The organism is Elusimicrobiota bacterium (assembly GCA_018816525.1).
GTDB lineage: Bacteria > Elusimicrobiota > Endomicrobiia > CG1-02-37-114 > XYA2-FULL-39-19 > OXYB2-FULL-48-7.
The window spans coordinates 1-25,893 of sequence record JAHIVV010000070.1 but is presented as its reverse complement, the minus strand read 5'-3'; the positions used below and the strand labels follow the sequence as shown (position 1 = coordinate 25,893).

Genomic DNA, 25,893 nt, shown 5'->3' with positions numbered 1-25,893 from the left:
TAATGAAAAAAGAAATTGAAATCGGCGGTAAAAAAGTAACTTTAGAAACTGGTACTGTTGCAAAACAGTCTGACGGTGCGGTAATAGCAAAGATGGGAGAAACCACTGTGCTTGTAACGGCGGTAATGAGCGAAAGAGAATTACCGTTTGACAGGCAGGGTGATTTTGTCCCTTTAACGGTAGATTACCGTGAAAGAACCTACGCCGGAGGCAAAATCCCCGGAGGTTTTTTCAAAAGAGAAGGGCGCCCGCGCGAAAAAGAAACATTGGCCTGCCGTTTAATAGACAGGTCTATCCGTTCTATTTTTCCTTTGGGATTCCAGAATGAACTGCAGGTAACGGTCATAGTCCTGTCCAGCGACACCATGAATGATACCGATGTAATATCGGTTATAGGCGCTTCAACTGCCCTTATGATCTCAGATATTCCGTTTGACGGACCTATTGCCTGTGTAAAAGTCGGCATGATCGACGGGCAGTACATTTTCAACCCGACTTACGAAGAACAGACTAAGAGTTCTCTCGATCTGGTAATTTCGGGAACAGGCGAAAAAGTCCTGATGCTTGAGATGGGAGCCAAGGAAGTTTCTGAAAAAGTTATTATCGATGCCCTGGAAGCGGCAAAACCTGTACTTAAGCAGCTTTGCGACTTGCAGAAAGACCTTCAAAAGTCAGAGGGCAAGCCAAAGAAAACCCTTAAGCCCGCACAGCCAAACCAGGAACTTTGCAGCGACGTAAAAAATATAGTCAAAGACAAAATAAAAGATTTTGTAAAATTCGAAGAAATATACAAACAGGCGCTTGAAGGTTTAAAGAAAAAATTCGGCAGTGAGCCAGAAATGGCGGCCCAGATAAAAGTCGTGTTCGAACGGATTTACAGGGACGAAATCAGAACCTTCATAATGGCCACGAAAAAACGCCCGGACGGAAGGAGTACTGAACAAATCAGGGACATCTCCTGTCTGGTAAGCTTTCTTCCAAGACTTCATGGTTCGGCTCTATTTACCAGGGGCCAGACCCAAGCACTTGCTACAGTAACTTTGGGAACGCCTTCAGATATGCAGATAATGGAAGAACTTGAAGGAGAATTTAAAGAAAGATTTTTACTCCACTACAATTTCCCGGGTTTTGCTACTGGGGAAACTAAAATGGACCGCGGCCCATCGCGCAGAGATATTGGCCATGGAGCTCTTGCAAAACGCGCGCTTTACCCCATTCTCCCAAACGATACAGATTTTCCTTACACAATCAGAGTTGTTTCGGATATTCTTGAATCAAACGGTTCTTCTTCAATGGCCTCGGTTTGCAGCGGCTCCCTTGCGCTTTTTGATGCAGGAGTGCCTATGAAATCAGCAGTCGCAGGCGTATCTATAGGTTTAATAACCGAAGGCGATAAGTACCTGCTTTTAACTGATATTCAGGGCCTCGAAGACCATATCGGCGACATGGATTTCAAAGTTGCCGGTACAAAAAACGGCATAACCGCTATTCAGCTGGATCTCAAATTAGCAGGAGTTGAAACCAGTATTCTTGCTGAAGCTCTTGAACGCTCAGCCGGAGCCAGGACAAAAATTCTTGAGATTATGAACAAAGAGCTGGATGCTCCAAGGTCAAACCTATCCGCTTATGCGCCTCGCATGCTGATATTGCAGATTCCTCAGTCAAAAATCGGCGGCCTTATCGGCCCCGGCGGGAAAAATATCAGGCAGATACTTGAAGAAACAGGGACCCAGATTGATATAGAAGACGACGGCAGAGTGTTTATTTCCAGCACCGATGAAAAAGGAATCGACCTTGCCCGCCAGAGAGTTGAAGCTTTGACGGCGGAAGTGGAAATCGGGAAAATCTATAAAGGCAAAGTAGTAAAAATAATGGATTTCGGCGCTTTTGTGGAAGTAATTCCAGGAAAAGAAGGCCTGGTTCACATCTCCCAGCTTGACGAACATCGTGTAAATAAGGTCACTGATATTTGCAAAGAAGGGGATGAAATGATAATCAAAGCCCTTGAGATAGATAACCAGGGCAGGCTTGTATTATCAAGAAAGGCGGCATTGAAAAAATGAAAAACACTGATCCTAAAAAAGAAATGATTGAAACTCTTTATCAGCTGGCCTTGCAGGAAAGGTTGGAAGAAATTGAATTCAAGGACAAGGATTTCTATGTTAGGATTAAAAGGCCGGGAAAAAAGATAAAAACCGTAGTCCAGCAGGTTGAAACGGTCCAAATATCCGAAACACCGCAGGCGCCTGCAGTACCAGCATCGTCGGCTGAGCCAGTTTATGACCAGACTATAAAATCGCCTTTAAATGGGGTTTTTTACCGCGCTCCTTCGCCGACATCTCCTACTTATGTTAAAGAAGGCGATGTGGTTGATCCCGGCGCTACTCTTTGCATCATAGAGGCTATGAAGGTTATGAATGAAATCAAATCAGAAAAGAGATGCAAAATAGTCAAAATATTAGTTGAAAACGGCAAATCCGTAAATTCAGGCCAGGATCTTTTTGTATTGGGGTAAACTATGGAAGAAACTATCGGTATACAAGCTGGAAAAATATGGCATTACCTTGCCAGCCATGAAAAAGTTGACGTGCTCAAATTGAAGTTCGACCTGAAACTTAATAATTCAATGCTTTTCATGGCTGTCGGCTGGCTTGCGCGCGAGAACAAAATAAGAATATCCCAGGAAAACGAAATATATTTCATCTCTCTGGCAAAATGAACAAACGCTACCGCAGCAAAATTCAAAACAGCATCTTCCAGGTAAAAGCAAAAACCAAGAATAATAAATCCAGTGTTTTAAAAGCAATAAACCTGCTCGTGCTGGGTGTTGCCATGCTTTATTGCGTGGTAATGCCTGAACAATCAGGTATTACCGGCAAGTGGTTTGCCAAGCAGCTTGGTTTTCTCTTCGGAAAAGCAGCCATAGTGTTGGCCGTATTTCTAATTGTTTTTTTCATTGAGCTTTTTAAGTTTAAAAAAATCAAAGCCCTGCGTCTTGTTGTGGGTTTTGCCATTTTTCTTGCCTCCTGTGCTTTATTGTCCATGATCGGTTTTTTTCAAAACACTAATTATGGCGGGAGGACAGGAGTAATAATTCGAGATTTTTTTATGAGATTGTTCGGGCCGGCCGGTGCTACAGTTGTTCTTTCGATTGTATTCATTTACACTTTATCTGTATTTTTCAATATTTCATTACTGGAAGTTTTTAGGTATATATTCAAAAGCATAGGCGCCGATCTAAAGGAATGGCAGTCAACCAAGGAAAAAGTTAAAAAAACGAAATCCGAAAGAGTGGTTGTTTCGCCGAAAAGATTAGTTCAGCCTGAAGCGACGTCTCAAATACCCCGCGTTGCGCCCAGAATAATAGAACAACCAAAATCAACTTTAGCGCCTCAAGAAACAACAAGAAGGGAAAAAAATGAAAAGCCAAAAGTTGAAAAAGCCGCATTGGATAAATCTCCTGCCGCGGCGGCAGTCGATCAAAAACAAATTGAGGCTTACAAACTTCCTCCATTAGACTTACTTGCAACTACGCCTCAGATCGACCAGGAATATAAACATGAAGTACTGATCCAGAAAGCCGCCATACTGGAGCAGACCCTTGCAAGTTTTGGCGTTTTGGCAAAAGTAAATGATATAGTCCCCGGCCCGACAGTAACACGTTTTGACCTGACACCGGATACGGGTGTAAAAATCCAGCAAATAACAATTTTAAATAATGATTTGGCAATGGCAATGAGAGTGCCAAGTATAAGGATGGTTGTTCCCGTGCCGGGAAAAGGCGCAGTAGGAGTAGAGATTCCTAATCCTAAAGGAAGGATAATCGGCATAAGGGAAATATTTGATTCCAATGAATTTCAGTCCGCAGGTTCAAAATTAAGTATAGGTTTGGGAAAAACTTCCGACGGAAGGCCTGTTGTGGCAGATATCATACCAATGCCTCATTTATTGATTGCAGGCGCTACAGGTTCGGGTAAAAGCATTTGCATACATTCAATCCTCACTTCTATTCTGTATAAAGCGCGTCCGGATGAAGTAAAATTCATGTTAATAGACCCGAAACGCCTTGAACTGTCGGCTTATAACGGATTACCGCATATATATGACCCTACAGTGTCTCCAGATAAAGCGCAGGTAATAACAAACCCGAAACACGCGGCTAAAGCTTTAAGTTCCCTAGTCAGGATTATGGAACAAAGGTACGAAAAATTCGCCAAGGCTAATGTAAGAAACATAGACGGTTATAATGAATACGCCAAGAAAAATAATGAAGTAAAAGAGTTTTACATTGTTGTTATTATTGACGAACTTGCTGACCTTATGCTTATGATGGCAAAAGAAGTTGAAGATAATATCCAGCGCCTGGCGCAAATGGCACGTGCCGTGGGTATTCACGTATTGCTTGCCACGCAGCGCCCTTCCGTTGATGTTATTACCGGTGTTATAAAAGCAAATTTGTCTTCCAGGATTGCATTCCAGGTTCTTTCAAAAGTTGATTCAAGAGTTATTTTAGACAGCATGGGAGCGGAAGAGTTGTTGGGCAGGGGGGATATGCTTTTTCTTCCCACCGGCGCCCCGAAACCGGAGCGTATCCAGGGTTCCTATGTTTCTGAAAATGAAGTTGAGTCCATAGTTACATTTATCAAGAAACAGGGCCTGCGGCCTTCCTATGATGAAATTATTAAAAAAGAAACTGAAGGAGCCGGCGCGAAAGATGAAAAACTTGAAGATTATATAAAAGAAGCTTTAAAATTGGTGCAGGAAAGAAAAAGAGTGTCGCAGGATTTATTGAAAGCGCACTTCGGATCTTCTGCCCGCGCTACAGATATCTTGAGCCGGCTCGAGATGAACGGGTTTATTTTCAAGCCCGAAGGCACAAACAAATGGCAGATTAATTTTGATAAAATAGAAGAGTATTTTACCAGCGACAAATGAAAAAGTTATTAGTTATATTATTTTTGTTTAGTGCCGCATTATCCGTGGTGAACGCTGCCTGGCAAAAACCTGTTTTGGATACTATTACCGCTAAAATGGCGGAAAATGAAGCCAATCTTAAATCAATCCAGATAGAATTTTCCCAGGAAATGGACCTCAAAATCGTAAACGAAAAAAATGTTTTTTCAGGACAGTTATTTTTTAAAAGCCCGGATAAAATATATTACCAGACTTTCACTTCCACTGCCAATGACCGGGCAAAACAGATCATTGTTTCAAACGGCGATAAGTTATGGTTTTATAACATCGAAGGCAATCAGGTTTTTGTCGACAAATGGAAAAACTGGAAGGGAATAGGCTATTTTCTTCCCGGGCTCTATAACCCCAAGGGGAAGATAACGGACCTTAAGAAACAATATGGTTTTACTCTTGATTCTGAAGATGAAAAAAATTATGTCCTGCTGCTTATGCCGAAAAAGAAACTCAAAACTGCCCTTGAACCGCAATTAGGCGGTAATTTCAGGTTTTATTTGTGGATTTCAAAAACAGATTATTTCCCTGTGAAAAGCAGGTTCGAAGCAGAAAATATTACTGCAACTACGGAAATAACTTCATATAAAATTAATCCTGAAGTGTCTAACTATAAATTTGATTTCAAAATCCCGGCAGGCGCAGAGGTTTTAAGGTTATTTAAGTGAAAAGAATAAATTTGGCTACTAGGTTTACTTTACTGCGCATTCTACTCATCCCGTTTTTTATGGTCTTTATGTTCGTTGATAACGCATGGACCCGCGCTTTCGCACTGGTAATTTTCATTATTGCCGGGCTTACCGATGCGTTTGACGGCATGTTAGCAAGAAAGTTCAAGCTTGTAACGAAATTCGGTATTTTTCTTGACCCGCTGGCTGACAAACTTATTATTTCTGCTGCGCTTATTTCCTTTGTCAGTCTGAAGGAATTGCACATTCCTGCCTGGATGGTGGTGTTTATTATTTCTCGGGATTTTATTATTACCGGTTTAAGGTTGCTGGCTCTTTCGCATGACAGGGTTATAGCCGCAGATAAAACAGGGAAATTTAAAACAACATCCCAGATTATAGGTATCATTGTTATTCTTTTAATTTTAATATTGAATTCTTTCAAGAAACATGTATTAATGACCTATCCTTTTATGGCTGAAATTCTTTCACATGCGCCGTTTTGGATTATGGCTTACGTAACTGCCCTGACAATTTATTCAGGAATATCCTATCTTTACAAAAACCGCGACATCCTTGTTTTAGACATGCAGAAATGAGAAAAAAAATATTAATTGCGCTTTCTTCTGGGCTCGGTACAGGCTATAGCCCCGTAGCTCCGGGAACTTTTGGAACGCTTCTTGCGTCTATATTGTACCTGCTGGTTATGCCTCGAAATATTTACGCCTATTGCACGGTTGTGGTAATACTGGGTTTTGCAGCAGTTTTTATTTCAGCCGAAGCGGATAAGATTTATGAATCTGAGGACAATCCCAGGATAGTTATTGATGAGATAGCCGGGCTTTGGGTAACAATGGCGTTTATTCCAAAAACTGTTGAGTTTCTTGTTATAGGTTTTGTTCTTTTCAGGTTTTTTGATGTTGTTAAGCCTCTCTATATCAGGCAAATTCAGAAACTTAACGGCGGGTGGGGAATTGTAGCGGATGATGTTTTGGCGGGTATTTACAGCAATATAATTTTACAGGTGTTATTGAGAACGTGGCTGAAGTAAATTTCTTGACTTTAAGAGTTTAAAAGGGTAGAATTTAAGTAATAAAAATTTATAGCCCCGTTTTTTCCTTTAAGGGGAAACGGGATCGCTACACGGGAGAGTGTGTTATGGCTAAGGACGAAAAATTAAAAGCACTTGAATCTGCAATCACGCAGATTGAGAAAGATTTCGGCAAAGAAGCAATAATGAAATTGGGCGAGAAGTCGCCAAGAATGATGGTAGAAGTGATTCCAACCGGCGCTCTTCCTTTAGACGTGGCAATAGGTGTAGGCGGAGTTCCCAGAGGCCGTGTAGTTGAAATATTCGGGCCGGAATCGGGTGGAAAATCAACGCTGGCAATGATTATAGCCGCCCAGGCGCAGAAGCTTGGCGGTATATCGGCTTATATTGACGCTGAACACGCTTTTGACCCTACTTATGCTAAAAATCTCGGGCTTGATGTAGAGAACCTTTACATTTCCCAGCCGGATTCCGGAGAACAGGCGCTTGAAATTACGGAACGTTTAGTCCGTTCAGGCGCAGTTGATGTTATAGTTATAGATTCTGTTGCGGCTTTAGTGCCAAAAGCTGAAATCGAAGGGGAAATGGGCCAGGCGTCCATCGGGCTTCAGGCGCGCTTGATGTCCCATGCATTGCGGAAACTTACTTCCTGTATATCAAAATCAAAAGCAGTCGTGATTTTTATTAACCAGATCAGGCATAAAATCGGCATAATGTTCGGCAACCCGGAAACAACTCCGGGAGGCCTGGCATTGAAGTTTTACTCCTCTATTCGCCTGGACATCCGCTCAATAGAAAAGATCAAAAGGGGCGATGAAATAATAGGAAATAGAGTCCGCGTAAAAGTTGTTAAAAATAAAGTTGCGCCGCCGTTTCGGCAGGCGGAGTTTGAAATAATCTTCGGCCTTGGAATTCCGCGCGAAGGGTTCCTTATCGATATGGGCCTTGATAACCAGGTTCTGGAAAAAACAGGTTCCTGGATTATATTTAAAGGCGAAAAAATTGCACAGGGTTATGACCAGGCAAAAATTTATCTTAAAGAAAACCCCGCAATCTGCGATGAGTTGGAAGCCGCGATAAAAGCAGTGGTGTTTCCTTCAAGTATCGCAAAAGAAGAAGCTAAGGAAGAAAAATCCAAAGAAGAAAAACAGGGGAAAGAAAACCCCAAGAAACATAAATGAGCAGCCTGCTCATAAAATCTATCACGGTCGGCCCGATACAGACCAATTGTTATTTGTTGATAGATGAAAAATCAAAGCAGTGCCTTGTAATAGACCCCGGCGATGAGCCGGAAAGAATAATCCAAGAGATTCAAGCCAGTAAGCTCATCCCGGTTGGAATAGTAAATACCCACGGCCATTACGACCATATCGGCGCCAATTCTCAAATAAAGCAACTCTATAAAGTACCTATCTATATTCATAAACTTGATGCAGATTGCCTTACCAACCCGTCAAAAAATCTATCTGGATTGTTGGGATTGCCGGAAAAATCGCCTTCGGCTGATGTTATCCTTGAAGAAGGCAGTGTTATTGATTTTGAAGGCAGCCAGTTAAAAGTAATTCATACTCCGGGCCATACAAAAGGCGGTATCTGCATAATCGGGGACGGTTTTGTGTTCACGGGAGATACCCTTTTTTGCGAATTTGTCGGCAGGTGGGACCTGCCCGGTGGGGATGAACAAGTTTTGAGAAATTCTCTGGAAAAACTGAAAGTGCTTCCAGAGAATTATAAAATTTACCCGGGGCATGATAACCAATGCACTATCGGCGGCGAACTAAAGCATAACCCTTATTTAAAATGACAAACCAGGAACTTTTAGAATCCTTTCTGCAATACCTTTCTGTTGAAAAAAACCTCGCTAAAAATACCGTTCTTGCCTATGGCAGTGATTTGAAAATATTCCTCCAGCACCTGGCGACAATTAAAAAACACGTATTTGAAGTTCATCAGGATGATATTGTCAGCTACATAATGGAAAGGAAATTTGAAAAGGATGCGCCCTTAAGGGAAAAATCGATTTTCCGTTTGATAGAATCACTGCGGCATTTTTATAAATTTCTTATTATCGACGAACATATCAACATAGACCCTACCATAAACGTAAGGCTGCCAAAAATTCCTTCACGGCTACCTCAGGTGTTGAGTATCGATGAAATGAAACAATTGCTTAATACTATGCCTGATAAAAACGAACGGGACCTGAGGTATAAAGCGATGTTTGAACTGCTTTATGCATCCGGGCTAAGGGTTTCGGAGCTGGTAGGTCTGCAGATGGGGGATATTGATTTGAAGGTTGGGTATGTGCGGGTTACGGGCAAGGGGGGCAAAGAGCGGATTGTTCCCGTGAGTAAAAGAGCGATTTACTCTATTGAAAAATATCTTGAGTTCAGGCAAAAGAAATATCCTGCGGCAAAAGCGATGTTTGTGAGTAAGTTGGGCAAGAGTTTGAGCAGGATTGAGTTTTGGGAGCAGATTAAGAAGTACGCGCTAAACGCAGGGATTACGCGTAAAATTTCACCGCACAGTATCAGGCACGCTTTTGCAACGCATTTGCTTACAGGAGGGGCTGATTTGCGTTCCTTACAGGAAATGTTGGGGCATTCAAGCATTTCTACTACGCAGATTTATACCCATGTTGACCGTGAACATTTAAAGGAACTCCATAAAAAGTACCACCCAAGGGGATAGAAGTTATTTATGATTTTAAAAAGCCGAACAGCAAAAATACTATTTGTAATCTTATTAAATCAAATCATCAGGAGTTAACAATGCCAACGCAAAAAAAAGATTTGGAACTTGTGGAGAAGCTGGTTAATGGTCACCGGATGATTGTTGAACAGCTCAAAAAAGTAATAATCGGGCAGGAGCAGGTAATTGACGAACTGCTCATCGCGCTTTTTGCGCGCGGGCACTGCATGATCGTCGGCGTGCCGGGCCTGGCAAAAACACTGTTAATATCAACATTGTCGGAAATTCTTGACCTGCAATTTAAAAGAATCCAGTTCACCCCTGATTTGATGCCCTCGGACATCACTGGCACAGAAGTAATCGAACAGGATGACTCTGGAAAAAGAAACTACAGGTTTATCAAAGGCCCGATTTTTGCAAATATCATTCTTGCCGATGAAATAAACCGCACACCGCCCAAAACCCAGAGCGCGCTTTTACAGGCCATGCAGGAATACAAAGTAACCTCAGCCGGGCAGACTTATTCGGTGCCTCTGCCTTTTTACGTTCTTGCCACGCAAAACCCGATAGAACAGGAGGGGACTTATCCTCTTCCTGAAGCGCAGTTAGACAGATTCTTCTTCCAAATAAATATAGATTACCCGCAGGAAAACGACGAAAAACAGATACTCGTCCAGACAACAGGTTTAATAAAACCTCAATTAAAAAAAGTGCTTGACGCAGACGAAATCCTTGCCTTGCAGGACATTGTCCGCAAAGTTCCCGTAAGCGATAACGTAATTGATTACACAACAAAATTTGTCCGCTCAACAAGGCCTAAAGACGAAGCATCACCTGATTTTATAAAAAAATGGGTAAACTGGGGCGCAGGGCCGCGCGCAGGCCAGACATTGATTCTCGGCGCAAAAGCCAGGGCAATTCTTGACGGAAGATACGCAGTGTCCATTGAAGACGTCCAGGCGCTGGTTTATCCTGCGCTAAGGCACAGAATTATCCTGAACTTCCAGGCCGAAGCCGAAGGCGTAACTGTAAACGAAGTCATTAAAAAATTGCTTGAATTGAAATAGATGGCAACAAAACTAAAATACTTAGATCCGGCAACTTTATTAAAACTGGGAAAACTGCCGTTAAGGGCGAAATATGTTGTTGAAGGCGTAATTTCCGGCATGCATAAAAGCCCTTCAAAGGGCTATTCCCTTGAGTTCGCCCAGCACAGGGAATACAGCCAGGGCGATGAACTGCGCCACATAGACTGGAAAGTTTTCGGAAGAACTGATAGGTTTTTTGTAAAGCAATACGAAGAAGAAACCAACCTCCGCGCCTATATCCTGCTGGACACTTCTAACTCCATGGCATTCAAATCTGAAAATAATATTGACAAATTTACCTATGGCATCAATTTAGCCGCGTGTCTTTCCTATCTGCTCCTGCGGCAGGAAGATTCTGTCGGTTTAACTGTCTTTGACGAAAAAATCGGTAAATTCATAACACCCAGGGCGCAATTTGACCAGTTTTCAAATATAGTTAAGACGCTTGAAAATATCTCTCCAAGCTCAACAACAGGGATTTCGAAAGTTTTAAATGAATTCTCCAGCCACCTGAAGCGCAGGGGTTTGATAATGCTTATTTCGGATTTATTTGATTCTCCGCAAGAGGTTATCCGCTCACTCAAGCAGCTGAGGTTTAAACATCACGACGTGGTTGTATTCCAGTTATTAGACCCCCAGGAGTCAAATTTTGATTATTCCGGGCCCGTAATTTTTGAAGGTTTGGAGACTCCCGATTCAGTCCAGACTGAAACCGACGATATCCATACCCAGTATAAAAACCTTTTTGACCGGTTTATTGATGAATACAAAACCGGTTTTCGCAGTTCGGGAATTGACTATTACCCAATAATGACGAATACGCCTATTGAATTGGCTCTATGGTCATTCCTCGCAGGCCGTAAAAAATGAACTTATCTTTTCTCAGCACGGGTTTTTTATATTTACTGCCTTTATCTCTGCTCCCAATAGTTATCCATCTGTTTTTCCGCAGAAAACCCAAACATATAAAATTCAGCTACCTCAAGTTCATAAAACTCGCTGCCAATAATGTAACCCCGAGAAAAAAACTCCAGCAGTGGCTCCTTCTTTTAATCAGGTGCCTCATATTGTTGTTCCTAGGCCTTGCCTTTGCCAAACCCATAGGTTACATTGGGGGAGTAAAACAGGAAAATAAAAACAAAAATATATTCATTTTAATTGACACGTCGTATTCGATGAGCCTTAATTCATCCGGCCAATCTACTTTTAATTCTTCAAAGGACCTGGCAATCTCAATAATCGACAAGTTGATCCCGCCAAAGCAGAGAGCAATTAATAAGCAAATAGGCGTTATACTCTTTTCAAACTATGTAGAACAATACACCGGCCTAACAAATGACACTGAATACTTAAAGAAGTTCATTTTACAGGCCCAGCAAAGTTATAATCCTACGGATTTAGTTCCTGCGTTTAAATACGCTTACGAGCTTTTTTATGAACAGCCCGATACAAACCGGGCCATTATCGTTATTACAGATATGGCAAAGCACATTGTTGCCGAAGACAATGCCCTTATATCAGACGGCGTTGAAAAATATAATTCAAATATCCAGGTTATTTTTGTCGACGCCCAGAATAATACGGTTGATAACATTGCCGCAGAAAAAACAACCCTGCTTGAAGAACCGCTGAGGTTAAATGTGGATATAGAAAACTTTTCAGGTTCTCAACAGTTAATACCCGTAAATTTGTCGATCAGGGACAAAAAGGTCTGCGACAGCACTGTCAGGCTGGATCCTAAAAAAGTAACAAGCTATGAAATCAATTTCACTGAAAAACAACAGGATGAGATTTACGGCAATGTAACAATACAGGAAGACGCTTTAAATATAGATGACGCCTGCTATTTTGTTTATCCGATCAAAACCCAGAAAAGAGTTTTAGTAGTAGACGGCGACCCTAAATTTGGTTTTGGCGTCAACAGCGAATCTTATTATGTTAACACGTCATTAAGCGGAATAGAAAACGACAGGTTTTCAGTTAAAGTCTGCAATCTGCAGGAATTTGAAGATGAAAATGAAATAGACAAATACGACAGCCTTATATTATGCAATCTTGAAGAAATCTCGGAAAAAAGTGTTGGCCTCATTGCAAAGTTCTCGGACGCTTCGAGGCAAAAAACCGTCCTGCTTTTTCTTGGGGATAAAGTTAACCCTGAGAATTATCCAGGGTTACTCAATGAAAATATCGGCACGATCCAGGAATCCCAGATGTACATTGCTGACTATAAGAATGCCGTAAATCTTTTTAAAGATATCGATAATTTTGAGCTTGATAAAGTAAAAGTGACTAAATACTTCAAGTTGAACACAAGTTTCTCGAACGTTCTTCTGCAATTGGATAACGGCGATCCGCTCTTGATAGAAAAGACCATGAATAATTCCAAGTTATTCATTTTCGCATCTACTGCAGACCGAGAATGGACTAATATGCCTTCTAAACCGTTTTTTCCGTACTTTATCAGGTCTATTATTGAATCCACCTCGCTGGTTGCCGACAAAAAAGAAAGCTATATTTTTAACGCAGGCCAGCCGATAAAATTCACCCCGGAATTTAGTTTCACTTCCGCCGTCTTTATGCTGCCTGGCGGTGAGACGGCTCCGGCAAAAATAACGCCTAAAGCGCCCTTGAGGGAAATATCCCTGGACAAAACCCAGAAACCCGGAATTTACGAACTGCAATTATTTTCCAATTCAGGAAAAGTTTCAAAGTATTTTGCTGTTAACCTTCAAAACATTTCTTTAGAGAGCAGCCTGGAAAAGATTGATACAGGTAAATTAAATAAGAAGTTTCCTAAAACCAGGGTTTCTTTTTTGAAAGCGGATAAGGATGTCCAGCAAAAAATATTCACAATAATTGAAGGCAAGGAACTGAGTAAAGAATTCTTTATTTTGATTCTTGTGCTATTACTGCTGGAAGTCATTTTGGCAAACATAAGGATATGACATGAAACAGATAATAATCATTTTTTCAGTCATTTTTCTAGTGATAACAACGGGTTTCGCTTCGCAGTCAAACCGCCTTGTATTTACCCAATTGCAATACAACGGCGATTGGGACCCGTATTATTCGGAATATCCAGATATACTTAATTTCCTTACTTTAACCACCAGTATTGAAGTGCTCCCGGAAAGGCGCGTGGTGAAATTAAATGATGACCTGCTATTTTCTTCTCCCTTATTGATTATGCTCAACAGCGGTAAATTCAGCGGGTTCTCCCAGTCAGAGCGCGATACGCTTAAAAAATACATTAACGGCGGAGGCATCCTGTTCATAGAAGACTCAACCGGCAGCAAATACTCCGATTTTGACAAAAAAATCCGCAAAGAGCTTGAATACATCCTGCCGGATAAGCGTTTAACAAAATTGCCTAAAGAGCATGCCTTATTCAGGGCTTTCTATTTACTGCGCGGCCTGGCCGGCAGATACATAACCAACAACTATCTTGAAGGCATAGATTTATCAGGCCGGACGGCAGTAATATATTCAGAAAACGATATGTTTGGCGCGTGGGTACGGGACAGATTTGGGAATTATTTCCTTGAATGCGTACCGGGGGGCGAAAACCAGAGGTTTGAGGCGCAGAAACTCACTATCAACCTGCTGGTATTCAGCGTTACAGGCACATACAAGAATGATTTTATACATAAAAAATTTATTGAAGAGAAACTAAGAAGATAAAATGCTGCTGACCAACCCGGGCTTTATAACTGTTTTTTTGATGGTTTTAGTTTTTGTTATCAGTTGTATAGTGATAGCCAGAAAAAAAACAACAATAAAATACCTGCTGATAGCGCTGAGGCTGTTGTCGCTGCTGACGTTAATATTCCTTATTTTCGAACCCACGCTGCTTTTTTACGAAAACAAAACCAAACCCCGCATTGCCGTGCTTGTAGATACTTCGCGCAGTATGGGCTTCTCAGGAAGAATAGGCGCAGTAAAAAAATTCTTCAATAAAAACCTTTCGCTTATTCAAAAATATTTCATCACTGATTTCTACCAGTTCTCAAAGAACACAGGTTCAATTAAAGATATTGAGCTGAAAAACCTTGAGGCCAGGGGCACGGCTACAGACATCACAGCCGCATTGGACAATGTATGCGCCAGCAATAATTATGACGCTGTTATGCTTTTATCGGATGGCATTAATAACTCGGATAAAAACATTAAGAACGTATATAGTTCCATCAAAGTACCCGTAATAGGACTGTATCCGGACGAGCCTGACGCGCCCAAAGACCTTGTTTTAATTGATATTAAAACCGCAGGTTTCGTATTTAAAAATGTGCCGACGCAAATAACAGTAGGTTTCTATAGCAGCGGTTTTCAGGGAAGAGAAGTCAAAATCTACCTAAAAAAGGGCAAGGAAATACTGGCTTCAAAGCGCAAAACAATCGACGGCTCTTACCAGGAAGTCAGTTTTGACTTTACTTCCGCTAAAATCGGCCTTGAAACTTATTCGATAGAGCTTGAACCGCTGCCCGAAGAAACAGTCCTTTCAAACAATCACAAAGAATTTAATATCGAAACCATAAGGGAAAAAATCCGCGTGCTTTATATCTGCGGCCAGCCCAGCCCGGAATATTATTATTTAAGGCATTTTATTAAATCAAACCCTTCCTTTGAACTCGTTTCTTTTGTAATCCTGCGCAACCCGGAAGATGTGGCAGTAGTGCCGGACGAACAGCTCTCGCTGATTCCTTTCCCTGAGAGGGAAATATTTACGCGCGATTTATATGATTTCGATGTTTTTATTTTGGAAAACTTTAATTCCGCAAAGTTTTATATTCCTTCAGAATACATGATAAACATAAACAGGTTCGTTAAAGAAAAAAACGGCGGGTTTTTAATGATTGGGGGAAATAGCGCCTTCGGAAAAGGAAGTTATAAAAATACCCGGATGGAAGAAGTTATTCCTGTAATTATGGATGACCCGTCCGAGCCTTTTGAAGAAGGTTTGTTTAAAATAAAACTGGCAAATTACAACCACCCCATTGTAAATATTACAGATGATCAACCCAGCCTGGACCAGGCCTGGTCAGCCCTGCCTGAGCTTGACGGGTGCCAGCGTTTAAGGGCAAAGCCCGGTTCAACTGTACTTGCAGTCAATCCCTATTTAAAACTGGACGGGCAAAATGCAGTTTGTATGGCTGTGCAGGAAATAGGAAAAGGCAGAAGCATGGCAATGGGCATTAATACTACCTGGCGCTGGTTGCTGGGCAAAGCGCAGGAAGGCAAGAGCGGCTCACAATACACTAAATTCTGGGAAAATGTTCTTTACTGGTTGAGCGGAAGCGAGCAAACCAGGGAATTCAGGATTTCTGTTGAGCAAAAAAAGTATATTCCTGACGAAGAGATCAAGTTTAAGCTGATTATACTCAGCGAAAAGCTAAAAAAATCTGTACCTGTTGTAACGCTGGCTGACCCGTTATCCAGATTGACACAGATAGAAAACCTGACTAAAGTTCCTGAAGGGTGGGTCGGCCGCTTTACGCCGTCAACTACCGGCAAATATGAAATTAAAGCGCAGATAAAAACCACAGGCGCCTTAAAAGGTTCTATGATTTCAGAAGATAAAAGATCAGTGATTGTTATGGCTGATGCCAATACCGAGGATTATGATTTGCAGGTCAACGACAAATTGATGAAAGAGATAGCTTTAAATACAAAAGGCATTGCTTCAACATTGGATGATTTTTCTATAAATGATATGAATCAGGCTGTAGGTAAGAATATTCACCCGGTTATTAAGAAGCAATTGTCATTAGCCTTGTTCCCGGGTTTTTATTTTGTTATATTTTTATTGCTGGCAATTGAGTGGATAATCCGCAGGCTAAAGGGATTATAATAAAGTAATTGCAGATTCTGTTTTTGTATATGACCTCACTGACAAACCGGCAGGCTTGAAGAAATTAAGAGATTTAACACACTAATATTAAAAATGCTATAATGCATAATGAAAAGAGGTGCAATAAATGGGAAAAACTCTAAGTATTATAATTCCTGTCTACAACGAAGAAGATAACATTAAACGGCTTTATCTTGAATTGAAGGAAGTTATTGAAAAAATTGATTATAAAACCGATGTTGTATTTGTAGATGACTCGTCAAAGGATAGAACCTGCGATGTTCTGGATGAAATTGCGAAAGAAGACAAGAAAATTAAATTGATACGGTTCAGTAAAAATTACGGCCAGACTGCCGCTATATCCATGGGTATACGCAATTCAAACGGAAATATTATTGTGCTTATGGACGGCGACCTCCAAAATGACCCGAGGGACATACCTCTTTTGCTTGAATTAATAGAAGAGGGTTATGATGTAGTCAGCGGCTGGAGAAAAAACCGGCAGGATAAACTGATTACCAGAAAGTTTCCAAGTTTGGTGGCTAATTCGATAATCTCATATTTTACAGGTTTGAAAATACATGATTTTGGCTGTACTTTAAAAGCCTATGAACGGGAAGTTTTGGGAAAATACGCTATTTACGGTGAAATGCACCGCCTGTTGCCTGCTTATTGCTATTGGCAGGGCGCAAAAGTAACGGAAGTTGTAGTCAATCACAGAAAAAGAATACACGGCAAATCAAAATATGGGATTAACAGGACCCTTAAAGTTGTGCTTGACTTGCTGGTGATTAAATTCCTGCTTTCTTATCTAACCCGGCCCATTTACATTTTCGGGGGAATAGCGCTATTTTTGTTTTTGGCAGGGTTCGTTATAAATGGTTTTGTAATAGTAAGGAAATTCTTTTTTCAAGGCGACTGGTTAAGCCCTTTGTTTTTTATAGGGTTCCTGTTATGGTCTGTCAGCGTTATTTGTTTGCTGTTAGGCCTGGTAATGGAAATTGTGGTAAGGTTTTACCTTGAATCCAAAGAGGAATTGCCTTTTAAAGTATCAAAAAAGGTTAATTTTTAATTAAATCATTCCGGAGGGGTAAATGTCGAAAAAAGTTCTATTGCTTACTGCCAGTTACGGCACGGGGCATGGCACAGCAAGCAAATTTGTTCAAAAATCATTAAATGAACTTTTCAAGGATGAAATTGAAACGAAGATAGTTGACTTTCTTAAAGTTAATTCAAAAGAAGGGCGCATCCATATTTTTGAAAAGATTTATAACTGGACGATGGAAAAACCGCATGTCTGGGATTTTATATTTGATATTTCAAACGGGCAGCTTGCCCATTTCTATTTTACTAACATTTTCCCGAAGTTTTTTAAAAATATGTTTGATATCTTTGACGCCGAAAAACCCGACTTGTGCGTCACTTCGCATCCTTATTGGAATTTCATAATTGACCTTTACAATAAAACAAGAAAAAATTCTAAAGAAAAAGCGTTGAGATATATATGCATAGTAACGGATTCCACCGAAATACACAGGACCTGGGTAAGCGAAAACACAATGAATTACATGGTTTGCGACAGTGAATCCAAAGAACTCATGATAAATAAATATAAAGTTCCCGCAGAAAAAATACGCATTACCGGTTTCCCTGTAAATCCTGACCTGGGAAAACCCCTGGACCGGGACGCTTTTTTACGCAGTTTGGAACTGAACCCGAAAATGCTCACTCTGCTTTTTGTTGTAGGCCTGGGAGATGTGAAGAAATTTATCCGGATAATTGAGTATCTTGCAGGTTCGAAAAGCAAGAATTTTCAGGTGATTATAATCACCGGGAAATATAAAGTAATTTATGACGAGCTTGCTAAAAAAACTTTCGAACATCCGACAAAAGTAATCGGCTGGACTGACAAAATGCCGGATTTTATCAGATCCTGTGACCTGGTAATTTCTAAATGCGGAGGAGCTATTGTGATGGAAACCCTTGCCTGCGGCAAGCCGGTTTTTATTCCGGTTTTCACCCCCGGCCAGGAAAGGGGAAATGCAATGCTGCTAAAAAAACATGGTTTTGGTTTTGTTGAAGAAAAATATGAAAAAATAGCGGGCCTTTTGGATAACATAATTTCAAATCCTAAAACCGTATATGACATGCAATCCAAAATACAGCAATACAGCAAACCTTTTGCTTCCCAGGACATAGCCAGGTTTATCAAAACAATCATTTGATGGCCGATAACCTGAATTCTTTCCTTCAAGCAGTCAAAAAAAGAAGAAATACTTACATATTATGCGAGCATGCCCTTTTTTTCATCGTAGTCAGTGTATCCAGCCTTGTTTACCTCTCGTTTCTTGATTACTGCCTGCCTTTAGCGCAAGCATTCAATTATGTTTTTTGGTACATATTTTTAGCGCTTTGTATATTTACCATACTGCGCGGTTTTGCAATGGCTAAAATAAAGCCGGAAGAAATCATACTGGAAATACAGAATAAAATTCCATTTTTGAAAGACAGTTATTTAAATGCCTGGCAGATAAAAGACAAACTTCCGCAGGCAGAATCGATGGGAATTTCGGTTGAGTTGTCCGAAGAATTTATTGCCTCTACCAGCAGGGCACTAAACCCGGTTCAATTGAGAAAAATAATTAATTTTAAGGATTTATCCTGGTTTGGTTCTTCGCTGATTGCGCTGGCCCTTATAATATGTTCTTTTTGGCTGAAAACTCCGGAAATACTAAGAGATAATTCACTAAAGTTTATTATGCCTTATAACTCAATAGAGTTTGACAAGTATGTTAAAGTGTTCCCGGGAAATGCCAGCCTGCCGTTAGGAAGCGATTTCGAAATTTCGGCAGTTATTCCGGAAAATTCTTCATACCAGCCGCAATTATTTATAAGAATGAACAATTCCGATTGGCTGCAGGCAAAAATGAACCAATCCCAGCACAGGTTTGTTTCCGATAAAATCCACCTGATTTCAAAGGTAAATTATTACATAAAATGGAAAGCGTTGAGAAGCTCCAATTATTCTGTTGTGCCGGTACCTTTGCCTAAACTGGGCGATTTCCATATTACGTACTATTTTCCTTCCTACACGGGGATGACCAGTAAAGAGGGCAAAATGTTCGGCGACAGGCCCCTGCTTCTAGGCGCCAGGATAGAGTTTAGCGCTGCTGCAAATAAAACCTTAAAAAATGCAGCTTTACTGGCCAATTACGGAAGAAAAATACCTTTAAGAATTAGTTCCGGAAACAAAATAAAGGGAGAGCTTATTATAGAAAAAGACGGGGAATGCTGGTTTGAGCTTATACCTGAGGACGGTGTTATTGACCCGTCTCCGGCGCATTATCCTCTATTCATTACCAAAGACAGAGAGCCAAGGATAACTATTCTTTCCCCGGCTGCAGACCTTCTCGTAGCACAGGATGCTAAACCAAAAATAGTTTATAAAGCCGAGGATGATTTTGGCGTTTCAAATATTGAATTAAGGTGGTCCGTAAAAAATTTGGGGATAGCAAACAAAACGCCGGAAAAATCCATGGAAATTAAAAGATTAAATTCGGTAAAGAATGAACTCACGGATGAATATGAATGGGCTTTATCGGAAATTGACGTAAAACCAGGAGACATAATTTCTTATTTTCTCAAAGTATATGACAATGATACGATTACCGGCCCGAAATCTTCCCTGTCGGACATATATACCCTGGAAATTTATAATTATGAAACCGAGCACGCAAAGGTTGAGGAAGGGTTAAAAAAATTCCGCGAAGATATGCTTAACGTCCTGGGCGAGCAGATAAGCACAAAAGAAAAACTTTGTAAACTGCTCAATGACCAGGCGCAGAAACTCACTCCTGAACAGAATAAGGAGTTAATGGACAGCCAGGAAAACATAAAGAAGCATACTAACGACGTAAATGAAAACCTGAAAGAAATACTTGATAAAATGGAAAATGACCCCTATACAAATTACCAGATATACCAGGAACATAAGGCTTTAAGCGAATCTTTGGAACAGCTTTCAAAAAACCAGATGCCCAATGCGCAGAATTCCCTTTCACAAAAAGATTATCCTTCAGCAAAGAACACAATGGAAGACATAATTAAAAATCTCGAAAAAATGAATCTGATCGCAGAAGATGTGCTTCAGTACCAAAAAATGGAAGACCTTATCAATTCAGGCAATAAACTCAATGATTTGGCTCAGGGTTTGGAAAAGGGGCTGCAGTCCCCCCAGAACTCCGAAAATATGAAAAAACTCAACGAAGCGCTTGACGCAATAAAAGAAACAATGGACAAAATGAATGAATTGATGAAGAAAATGCCGCAGGAACTGCCTGAAGAATTTATTAACCAGCAGGCCGTAAAGGATATTAATACCCAGCAGATGCAGAATTCCGCTGACAATATCAGGGACGCTTTGAGTAAAAACAATATGGAGCAGGCCCTTAAAGAGGTGCAAAACCTATTGAAACAGATGCAGAAAATGCTTAAAACCATGCAGGACGCCAGCAATTCCGTGGGATTTGGTTCTGCGGACAAAAAGATGGACGAGCAGGTGCGAAAAAGCACTCTTGAGCTGGGTGAAATAATTTCACAGCAGAAACAGGTCATAAATGACACCCAATCGATGGAAAATATCCGCCAGGACAAAATTTCCAAAGAGCAGGAAAAAATTCTTGAAAAACTGGCTGCATTGCAGAGAGAAGCGATAAATAACACGCACAGGATGATTGATTTAAGCGGGAAAATAAATTTGCCGGTTATAAACGGAAATTACAGGTTCCAAATGCCGGATTGCATCGGGCCCATGGAAAAAGTATACAAGGAACTGTCAATTAAACGTATTGTTAAATCAAAAGAATGGCTGAAAGATATAATCGCAGCGGTTGATTCCTGCGGACAGTTAGTAGAGGGGTATTCAACCAAGATTTCTACAAATCAAACTGAATTATGGAACGGCTATTCAAAAATAAAAACAGGCACAATCGAAATAAAACATTCCGAGCAGGAAATTTTGAAAACTTTAGAATCAGAAATTCAGCCGGATTTTTCCGAACCCGAAAAAGCTCAGATGCGCAATATTTCTGAAAAACAAAACAAACTGAAAAATCGCGCGCTGGATTTGGACAGAAACATCCAGGACCTCTCCCGCAAAAGCGCCGCTATTACTCCTGAGATTTCCTATAACCTGCGCAGGGCTGCGCATGAAATGACAAATGCAGAAAGCAATCTTAACGGCTCAAAATCAAAGGAAGCCCTGCAAAGCGAGCAGAAAGCCCTCGACTGTCTTACCGGGAGCGGAGAGTCAATGAACTCTGCCGGTGAAAGCATCAGCATGATGGTGTCAAAGTTCAATAAACCGATGGCTATGCCGATGCAGCGCAAAAGCAATATGTCCGGGGGCAACGCGGGAGTTAAATCCGGAGCTGTAGAACTGCCTGATATAAATGATTACCTCCCGCCTAAAGAATACAGGGAAGAACTTATAAAAGCTTTAAAAGAGAAATACCCTCAAACCTATGAACAGGTTATAAAACAATATTATAAGAAGCTGACAGAATGAAAAAATTGATATTCTTTTTATCTTTCATGATCCTTCATTTCAATATATTTGCCCAGGAAACCCCTGAATACCTGGCAGGCCTGCGCAATTACGCTAAAGACTTTAAGGAATATGAAATAGGCCATTTCAAGGTGCGCCTTACGGACAATGATTTAATATTAAAACCTTACCTGGAAGAAAATCTTGAAACAATATATCAGCATATAGGCAAAATTTTTAACTGCTTTCCGCAGGACAAGGTTCTTATTGAAGTCTATCCTTCAAGGGAAAGTTTCGCTTTTGCTTCTACCCTTGGCGATGAAACCGTTGAAAGATCCGGAGCCATAGGAATATGCAAATTCAACAGGCTTATGCTGGCGTCGCCTTCAACCCTGCCCCAGGGTTACCGGTGGATTGATACCATCTGCCATGAGTATACGCATTTTATCATTAACCGGGTTTCAAATGCCGGCTGCCCGCTCTGGCTGCACGAAGGAATTGCGCGTTACTATGACACTTCCTGGCGAAAAGACCCGCCGCAATATATGACTTCAGGCAACGCCAACGTTTTTGCTGACGCTATAAAACAAAATAAATTGATACCTTTTTCCCGAATGGCGCCTTCAATGGTTTATTTGAAAGACCAGGATGAAGTGAACCTGGCTTTTATTGAGGTTTCCAATTCCATAGATTTTATGAACAAGAATTATCCTGAAAAAATCGTGAAATTACTCCAGAATATGGGCATCGGGGATAACTCGGAAGAAAAAGCGTTTAAAAACGTGCTGGGCTGCAGCATAGATAAATTTGAAAAGCTCTGGCAAAAAAATATCAGAAAACTTTCAATACAAAAAACTGCCGGAGCCGTTTCCGACAAAATCCGCTGGAAAAAGTATAATGAAGTGGACGAATTTGTGGGGGTTAACGCGAGAGATTATGTGAGATTGGGGGATAGGTTCAAAAAAAATAATAATTTTGAAGTGGCTCTTATACAATATAACAAAGCTCTGGCACTTGAACCTTTCAACCCCGTAGTCTTATATAAAAAAAGCAGAACCCTGCTGTCTTTAGGCAAAATAGACGATGCCGAGGCCGCCTTAACGGCCTGTATAGATAAAAATCCCAATTATGTCTCGCCGTATGAATTGTTGGGGGAGCTCTATTTAAACAAAAAGAATTTCAAAAAAGCCCGGGAAATGCTAATCGAAGCGGCTAGTATTAACCCGTTTAACCCTTTTAGCCGGGCGAACCTGGAATTTGCTAAAACCCAAATCAAACAAAACCCTTGATTTTTTCTCGAAAATGGTGTATTATCCATTGTCGGTGTTTTTAGCTGTCATTTCTGCGACAAAAAGGAAACCCGTGTGCTTAGTGAAAGAATTCTTATAGTTGACAGCGACAAATCAATAATTTCATCCTGTAAATCAGTGCTTTCAACTGAAGAATACAGTTTTGATATATCTTCTTCAGGCGAGATGGCTTTAAACTGTCTTAAGAACAACAGCTACGACCTGGCCCTCGTGGATATCGAGTTACCTGACATGGACGGCCTTGAATTGCTCAGCAGGATAAAAAGGGAATATAGCGACCTTAACATTATTGTCATCAGCGGGCAGGGGACGATTCAAAAAGCTGTTGAATCGATGAGATTGGGAGCCCAGGATTATATTTCAAAACCATTTTCGAAAGAAGAACTGAAATCGATTGTCAAAAGGAGCCTTGAATACCGGAGGCTCTCTTCTGAAATTTACGGGCTTCAAATAATAAAAAAATTATACCGCGCAATTATAGCCATAAGTTCTTTAATGAATGTGGACCGGGTGCTTCATCTTATCCTAGAATTTGCCTGCGGGATTGTCAGGGGCGATTCCGGCACAGTGATGATGCTTAATGAAAGGACCCAGGAACTTGAAGTAAAAGTTGAATTTGCCTTAAAAGGCGATATTATTAAAGCGAAAAATGTTAAAGTCGGAGAAAGTGTTTCCGGCTGGGTGGTTGAGCATAATGAGCCGCTTCTATTGGTGGGGGAAGTCAAGAAAGACACCAGGTTTAAAAATATCGCTTTAAGGCCTGAAGTAAAATCAGCGCTTTGCGTGCCGATAAAGATAAAAGATAAAATAGTCGGCGTGATAAATGTCAATACGACGACTTCTCCGCATATTTTCGGCCATACGGACCTGGAACTCCTGAAACTTTTTGCGGAAGATGCAGGCGTAGCCATCGAAAATGCGCAGCAGGTCTATGAACACCTGGCTGAACTCAATAAGCTTAAAACCGAATTCATAGCAACCGTATCCCATGAATTACGTACTCCGCTTACTGTAATAAGCTGGACTGTTAAAAATTTGATGGATGGTGTTTTTGGCCCGTTAGACGGCGTTTATATTAAATGGCTGAATGAAGTAAATAAAAACTCAGAACAATTAATCAACCTTATAAACAACCTTCTGGACCTTTCGAAACTTGAGGCGGGTAAAGCTGAGATTAAGAAAATAAACCTGAATATAAATGATTCAATAAAAGAAACGATAAATAAAATGGCAGTTTTAGCAAGAGAAAAAGATTTAAAAGTAAGTTTTGAATTTGATAAAGATCCTCTGCTGGTTTATGGCAACAAAGACCGGCTGGAACAAGTAATAAGCAATATTTTAATGAATGCCGTTAAATTCAATCAAATTGGCGGCGAAATAAAAATAATCAGCCAATTGGACAAGGGGAAAACCAGGATTTCTATTTCTGATACGGGAGTCGGCATAGACCCGATAAACCTGGAAGTTATTTTCGAAAAATTCAGGCAGATAAAAAAAGACGAGTTTGAAATAAGCAGGGGCTTAGGGATAGGCCTTTCCATTGCGCGGGAAGTTATAACCCAGCATCAGGGAAAAATATGGGCGGAAAATAATAAAGATAAAGGAAGTAAATTTATTATTGTATTGCCTTCAGTTATTTCGGATAAAAAATAAACTAGAGCCAAAAGGAACGGATGGATTAAAATGCAAAAGAAAATACTTATAGCAGATGATGAACAGATTTTGGTTGAGATATTAAAGGCAAGGCTTGAGCGGAATTATACTGTCATTACGGCAAATAACGGTGAAGAAGCCCTTAAGCAAATTTCACTGGAGAAACCAGATTTACTGATTCTGGACCTTTTGATGCCTAAAAAAACAGGGTACAATGTTCTCTCAGAAATTGTTACAGAAGGAATTTATGTAGAAAAAGTGCCTAAGGTTATTATTCTCAGCGCCAGAGGCAAAGAGATTGATGGCGGCCTGGGCCAAAGACTGGGCGCTGATGCATATTTTGTAAAACCCTTCCAATTAAGCGAACTTGAAGCCAAAATTGCTGACCTCCTGAAGGATTAAAATTTTATGTCGTTAACAGTTTTTGAAGAAGTTAAATGCCCTTGCGGTGAAACTTTCCGTACGGAAGTTGTAAGTTCAATAAATGTCCAGCAGAACCCTGAAATGCGGGATCTTTTGCTGGGCGGGGAAATAAATATTCTTAAATGCCCCGCCTGCGGCGATTTTTTTTATGTAGAACATTTTATTCTTTATATAGACACCCCAAATGAACTTATTGCATTTGTGTACCCGGGAGAGAATGAAAAAGACCGGGAGACCTATGAAATGAAAATGCTGGAGGATTTTGTTACTGCCCAGGATGCCCTGGAACCCGGGCAAAAAATAAATTACACCCCGGTGCTTATATTCGGGTTGGATTCTCTGGTCGATCTTTTAAATTACGAAGACAGAAGAAAAGACGAAGTTGACGTGGTAAAATTTGTCTGCAAGACAAATTCGATTGATCAGATAAAATTAAAAATTGCGCAGGCCAGGGAAGTTAACCTTCCTGAAGTGCTTCCTTCTTTCGGCGGGTTAACCAATACGGAGAAAATTTCAAAAGAAGCAGTAATAGCAGGAATAAATAAAGTATTGGCCCTGTCGCCGGGTTTGAAAATTTATAAGGAGATTTTAAAAAGAATTGCCGGTGAAACAGATTGGGATATCAAAAAACTTCTTAAAGTTGCTTAAATC

Annotated in this window: 22 protein-coding genes; all 22 read left to right on the top strand. The window is 40.6% G+C overall.

Features of this window, described 5'->3' with window-relative positions; translation table 11 throughout:
• Positions 1–2: 2 nt before the first annotated feature.
• The 22 genes from KKH91_06710 to KKH91_06605 all read left to right on the top strand — a co-directional run bounded on the left by KKH91_06710 (position 3) and on the right by KKH91_06605 (position 25,890).
• Positions 3–2,063: a polyribonucleotide nucleotidyltransferase gene (locus KKH91_06710; protein ID MBU0952493.1), complete on the top strand. Its 2,061-nt coding sequence runs from the start codon at positions 3–5 to the stop codon at positions 2,061–2,063.
• Complete coding sequence (locus KKH91_06705) at positions 2,060–2,515, top strand: acetyl-CoA carboxylase, biotin carboxyl carrier protein (GenBank protein MBU0952492.1); 456 nt, start codon at positions 2,060–2,062, stop codon at positions 2,513–2,515. The genes KKH91_06710 and KKH91_06705 overlap by 4 nt, the downstream gene beginning before the upstream one ends.
• A 3-nt stretch (positions 2,516–2,518) precedes the next feature.
• Positions 2,519–2,719 (top strand): winged helix-turn-helix domain-containing protein, encoded by a 201-nt coding sequence (locus KKH91_06700; GenBank protein ID MBU0952491.1) that lies wholly within the window; start codon positions 2,519–2,521, stop codon positions 2,717–2,719.
• Complete coding sequence (locus tag KKH91_06695) at positions 2,716–4,935, top strand: DNA translocase FtsK (GenBank protein MBU0952490.1); 2,220 nt, start codon at positions 2,716–2,718, stop codon at positions 4,933–4,935. Before KKH91_06700 ends, KKH91_06695 begins: the two co-directional genes overlap by 4 nt.
• Entirely contained in the window at positions 4,932–5,633 is a 702-nt protein-coding gene (locus tag KKH91_06690; protein MBU0952489.1) for an outer-membrane lipoprotein carrier protein LolA, read from the top strand. Before KKH91_06695 ends, KKH91_06690 begins: the two co-directional genes overlap by 4 nt.
• 5 nt (positions 5,634–5,638) lie before the next feature.
• Positions 5,639–6,232, top strand: a complete 594-nt coding sequence (pgsA, locus tag KKH91_06685; protein ID MBU0952488.1) for a CDP-diacylglycerol--glycerol-3-phosphate 3-phosphatidyltransferase — start codon at positions 5,639–5,641, stop codon at positions 6,230–6,232.
• Positions 6,229–6,684: a phosphatidylglycerophosphatase A gene (locus tag KKH91_06680; GenBank protein MBU0952487.1), complete on the top strand. Its 456-nt coding sequence runs from the start codon at positions 6,229–6,231 to the stop codon at positions 6,682–6,684. Before pgsA ends, KKH91_06680 begins: the two co-directional genes overlap by 4 nt.
• A 107-nt stretch (positions 6,685–6,791) precedes the next feature.
• On the top strand, positions 6,792–7,865 hold the full coding sequence (recA, locus tag KKH91_06675) for a recombinase RecA (protein ID MBU0952486.1): 1,074 nt from the start codon (positions 6,792–6,794) through the stop codon (positions 7,863–7,865).
• Positions 7,862–8,488, top strand: a complete 627-nt coding sequence (locus KKH91_06670) for an MBL fold metallo-hydrolase (GenBank protein MBU0952485.1) — start codon at positions 7,862–7,864, stop codon at positions 8,486–8,488. Before recA ends, KKH91_06670 begins: the two co-directional genes overlap by 4 nt.
• Complete coding sequence (gene xerD / locus KKH91_06665; protein ID MBU0952484.1) at positions 8,485–9,375, top strand: site-specific tyrosine recombinase XerD; 891 nt, start codon at positions 8,485–8,487, stop codon at positions 9,373–9,375. The genes KKH91_06670 and xerD overlap by 4 nt, the downstream gene beginning before the upstream one ends.
• 80 nt (positions 9,376–9,455) lie before the next feature.
• Positions 9,456–10,442, top strand: a complete 987-nt coding sequence (locus KKH91_06660) for a MoxR family ATPase (protein MBU0952483.1) — start codon at positions 9,456–9,458, stop codon at positions 10,440–10,442.
• The gene (locus tag KKH91_06655; protein ID MBU0952482.1) at positions 10,443–11,333 is read left to right on the top strand and encodes a DUF58 domain-containing protein; all 891 of its coding nucleotides are present in this window, start codon (positions 10,443–10,445) and stop codon (positions 11,331–11,333) included. It abuts the gene before it with no gap.
• Positions 11,330–13,408, top strand: a complete 2,079-nt coding sequence (locus tag KKH91_06650) for a VWA domain-containing protein (protein MBU0952481.1) — start codon at positions 11,330–11,332, stop codon at positions 13,406–13,408. The genes KKH91_06655 and KKH91_06650 overlap by 4 nt, the downstream gene beginning before the upstream one ends.
• Position 13,409: 1 nt before the next feature.
• On the top strand, positions 13,410–14,144 hold the full coding sequence (locus tag KKH91_06645; protein MBU0952480.1) for a DUF4159 domain-containing protein: 735 nt from the start codon (positions 13,410–13,412) through the stop codon (positions 14,142–14,144).
• A gap of 1 nt (position 14,145) precedes the next feature.
• Positions 14,146–16,311, top strand: a complete 2,166-nt coding sequence (locus KKH91_06640) for a hypothetical protein (protein ID MBU0952479.1) — start codon at positions 14,146–14,148, stop codon at positions 16,309–16,311.
• Positions 16,312–16,438: 127 nt separating this feature from the next.
• Entirely contained in the window at positions 16,439–17,383 is a 945-nt protein-coding gene (locus KKH91_06635) for a glycosyltransferase family 2 protein (GenBank protein ID MBU0952478.1), read from the top strand.
• Positions 17,384–17,405: 22 nt separating this feature from the next.
• On the top strand, positions 17,406–18,536 hold the full coding sequence (locus KKH91_06630) for a glycosyltransferase (GenBank protein ID MBU0952477.1): 1,131 nt from the start codon (positions 17,406–17,408) through the stop codon (positions 18,534–18,536).
• Positions 18,536–21,877: a DUF4175 family protein gene (locus tag KKH91_06625; protein MBU0952476.1), complete on the top strand. Its 3,342-nt coding sequence runs from the start codon at positions 18,536–18,538 to the stop codon at positions 21,875–21,877. Before KKH91_06630 ends, KKH91_06625 begins: the two co-directional genes overlap by 1 nt.
• Entirely contained in the window at positions 21,874–23,145 is a 1,272-nt protein-coding gene (locus KKH91_06620; GenBank protein MBU0952475.1) for a tetratricopeptide repeat protein, read from the top strand. The genes KKH91_06625 and KKH91_06620 overlap by 4 nt, the downstream gene beginning before the upstream one ends.
• 75 nt (positions 23,146–23,220) lie before the next feature.
• The gene (locus tag KKH91_06615) at positions 23,221–24,819 is read left to right on the top strand and encodes a hybrid sensor histidine kinase/response regulator (protein MBU0952474.1); all 1,599 of its coding nucleotides are present in this window, start codon (positions 23,221–23,223) and stop codon (positions 24,817–24,819) included.
• A 30-nt stretch (positions 24,820–24,849) separates the two neighbouring features.
• A complete protein-coding gene (locus KKH91_06610) occupies positions 24,850–25,221 on the top strand; it encodes a response regulator (protein MBU0952473.1) in 372 nt (123 codons plus the stop codon).
• A gap of 6 nt (positions 25,222–25,227) precedes the next feature.
• The gene (locus KKH91_06605) at positions 25,228–25,890 is read left to right on the top strand and encodes a CpXC domain-containing protein (GenBank protein ID MBU0952472.1); all 663 of its coding nucleotides are present in this window, start codon (positions 25,228–25,230) and stop codon (positions 25,888–25,890) included.
• Positions 25,891–25,893 lie beyond the last annotated feature (3 nt).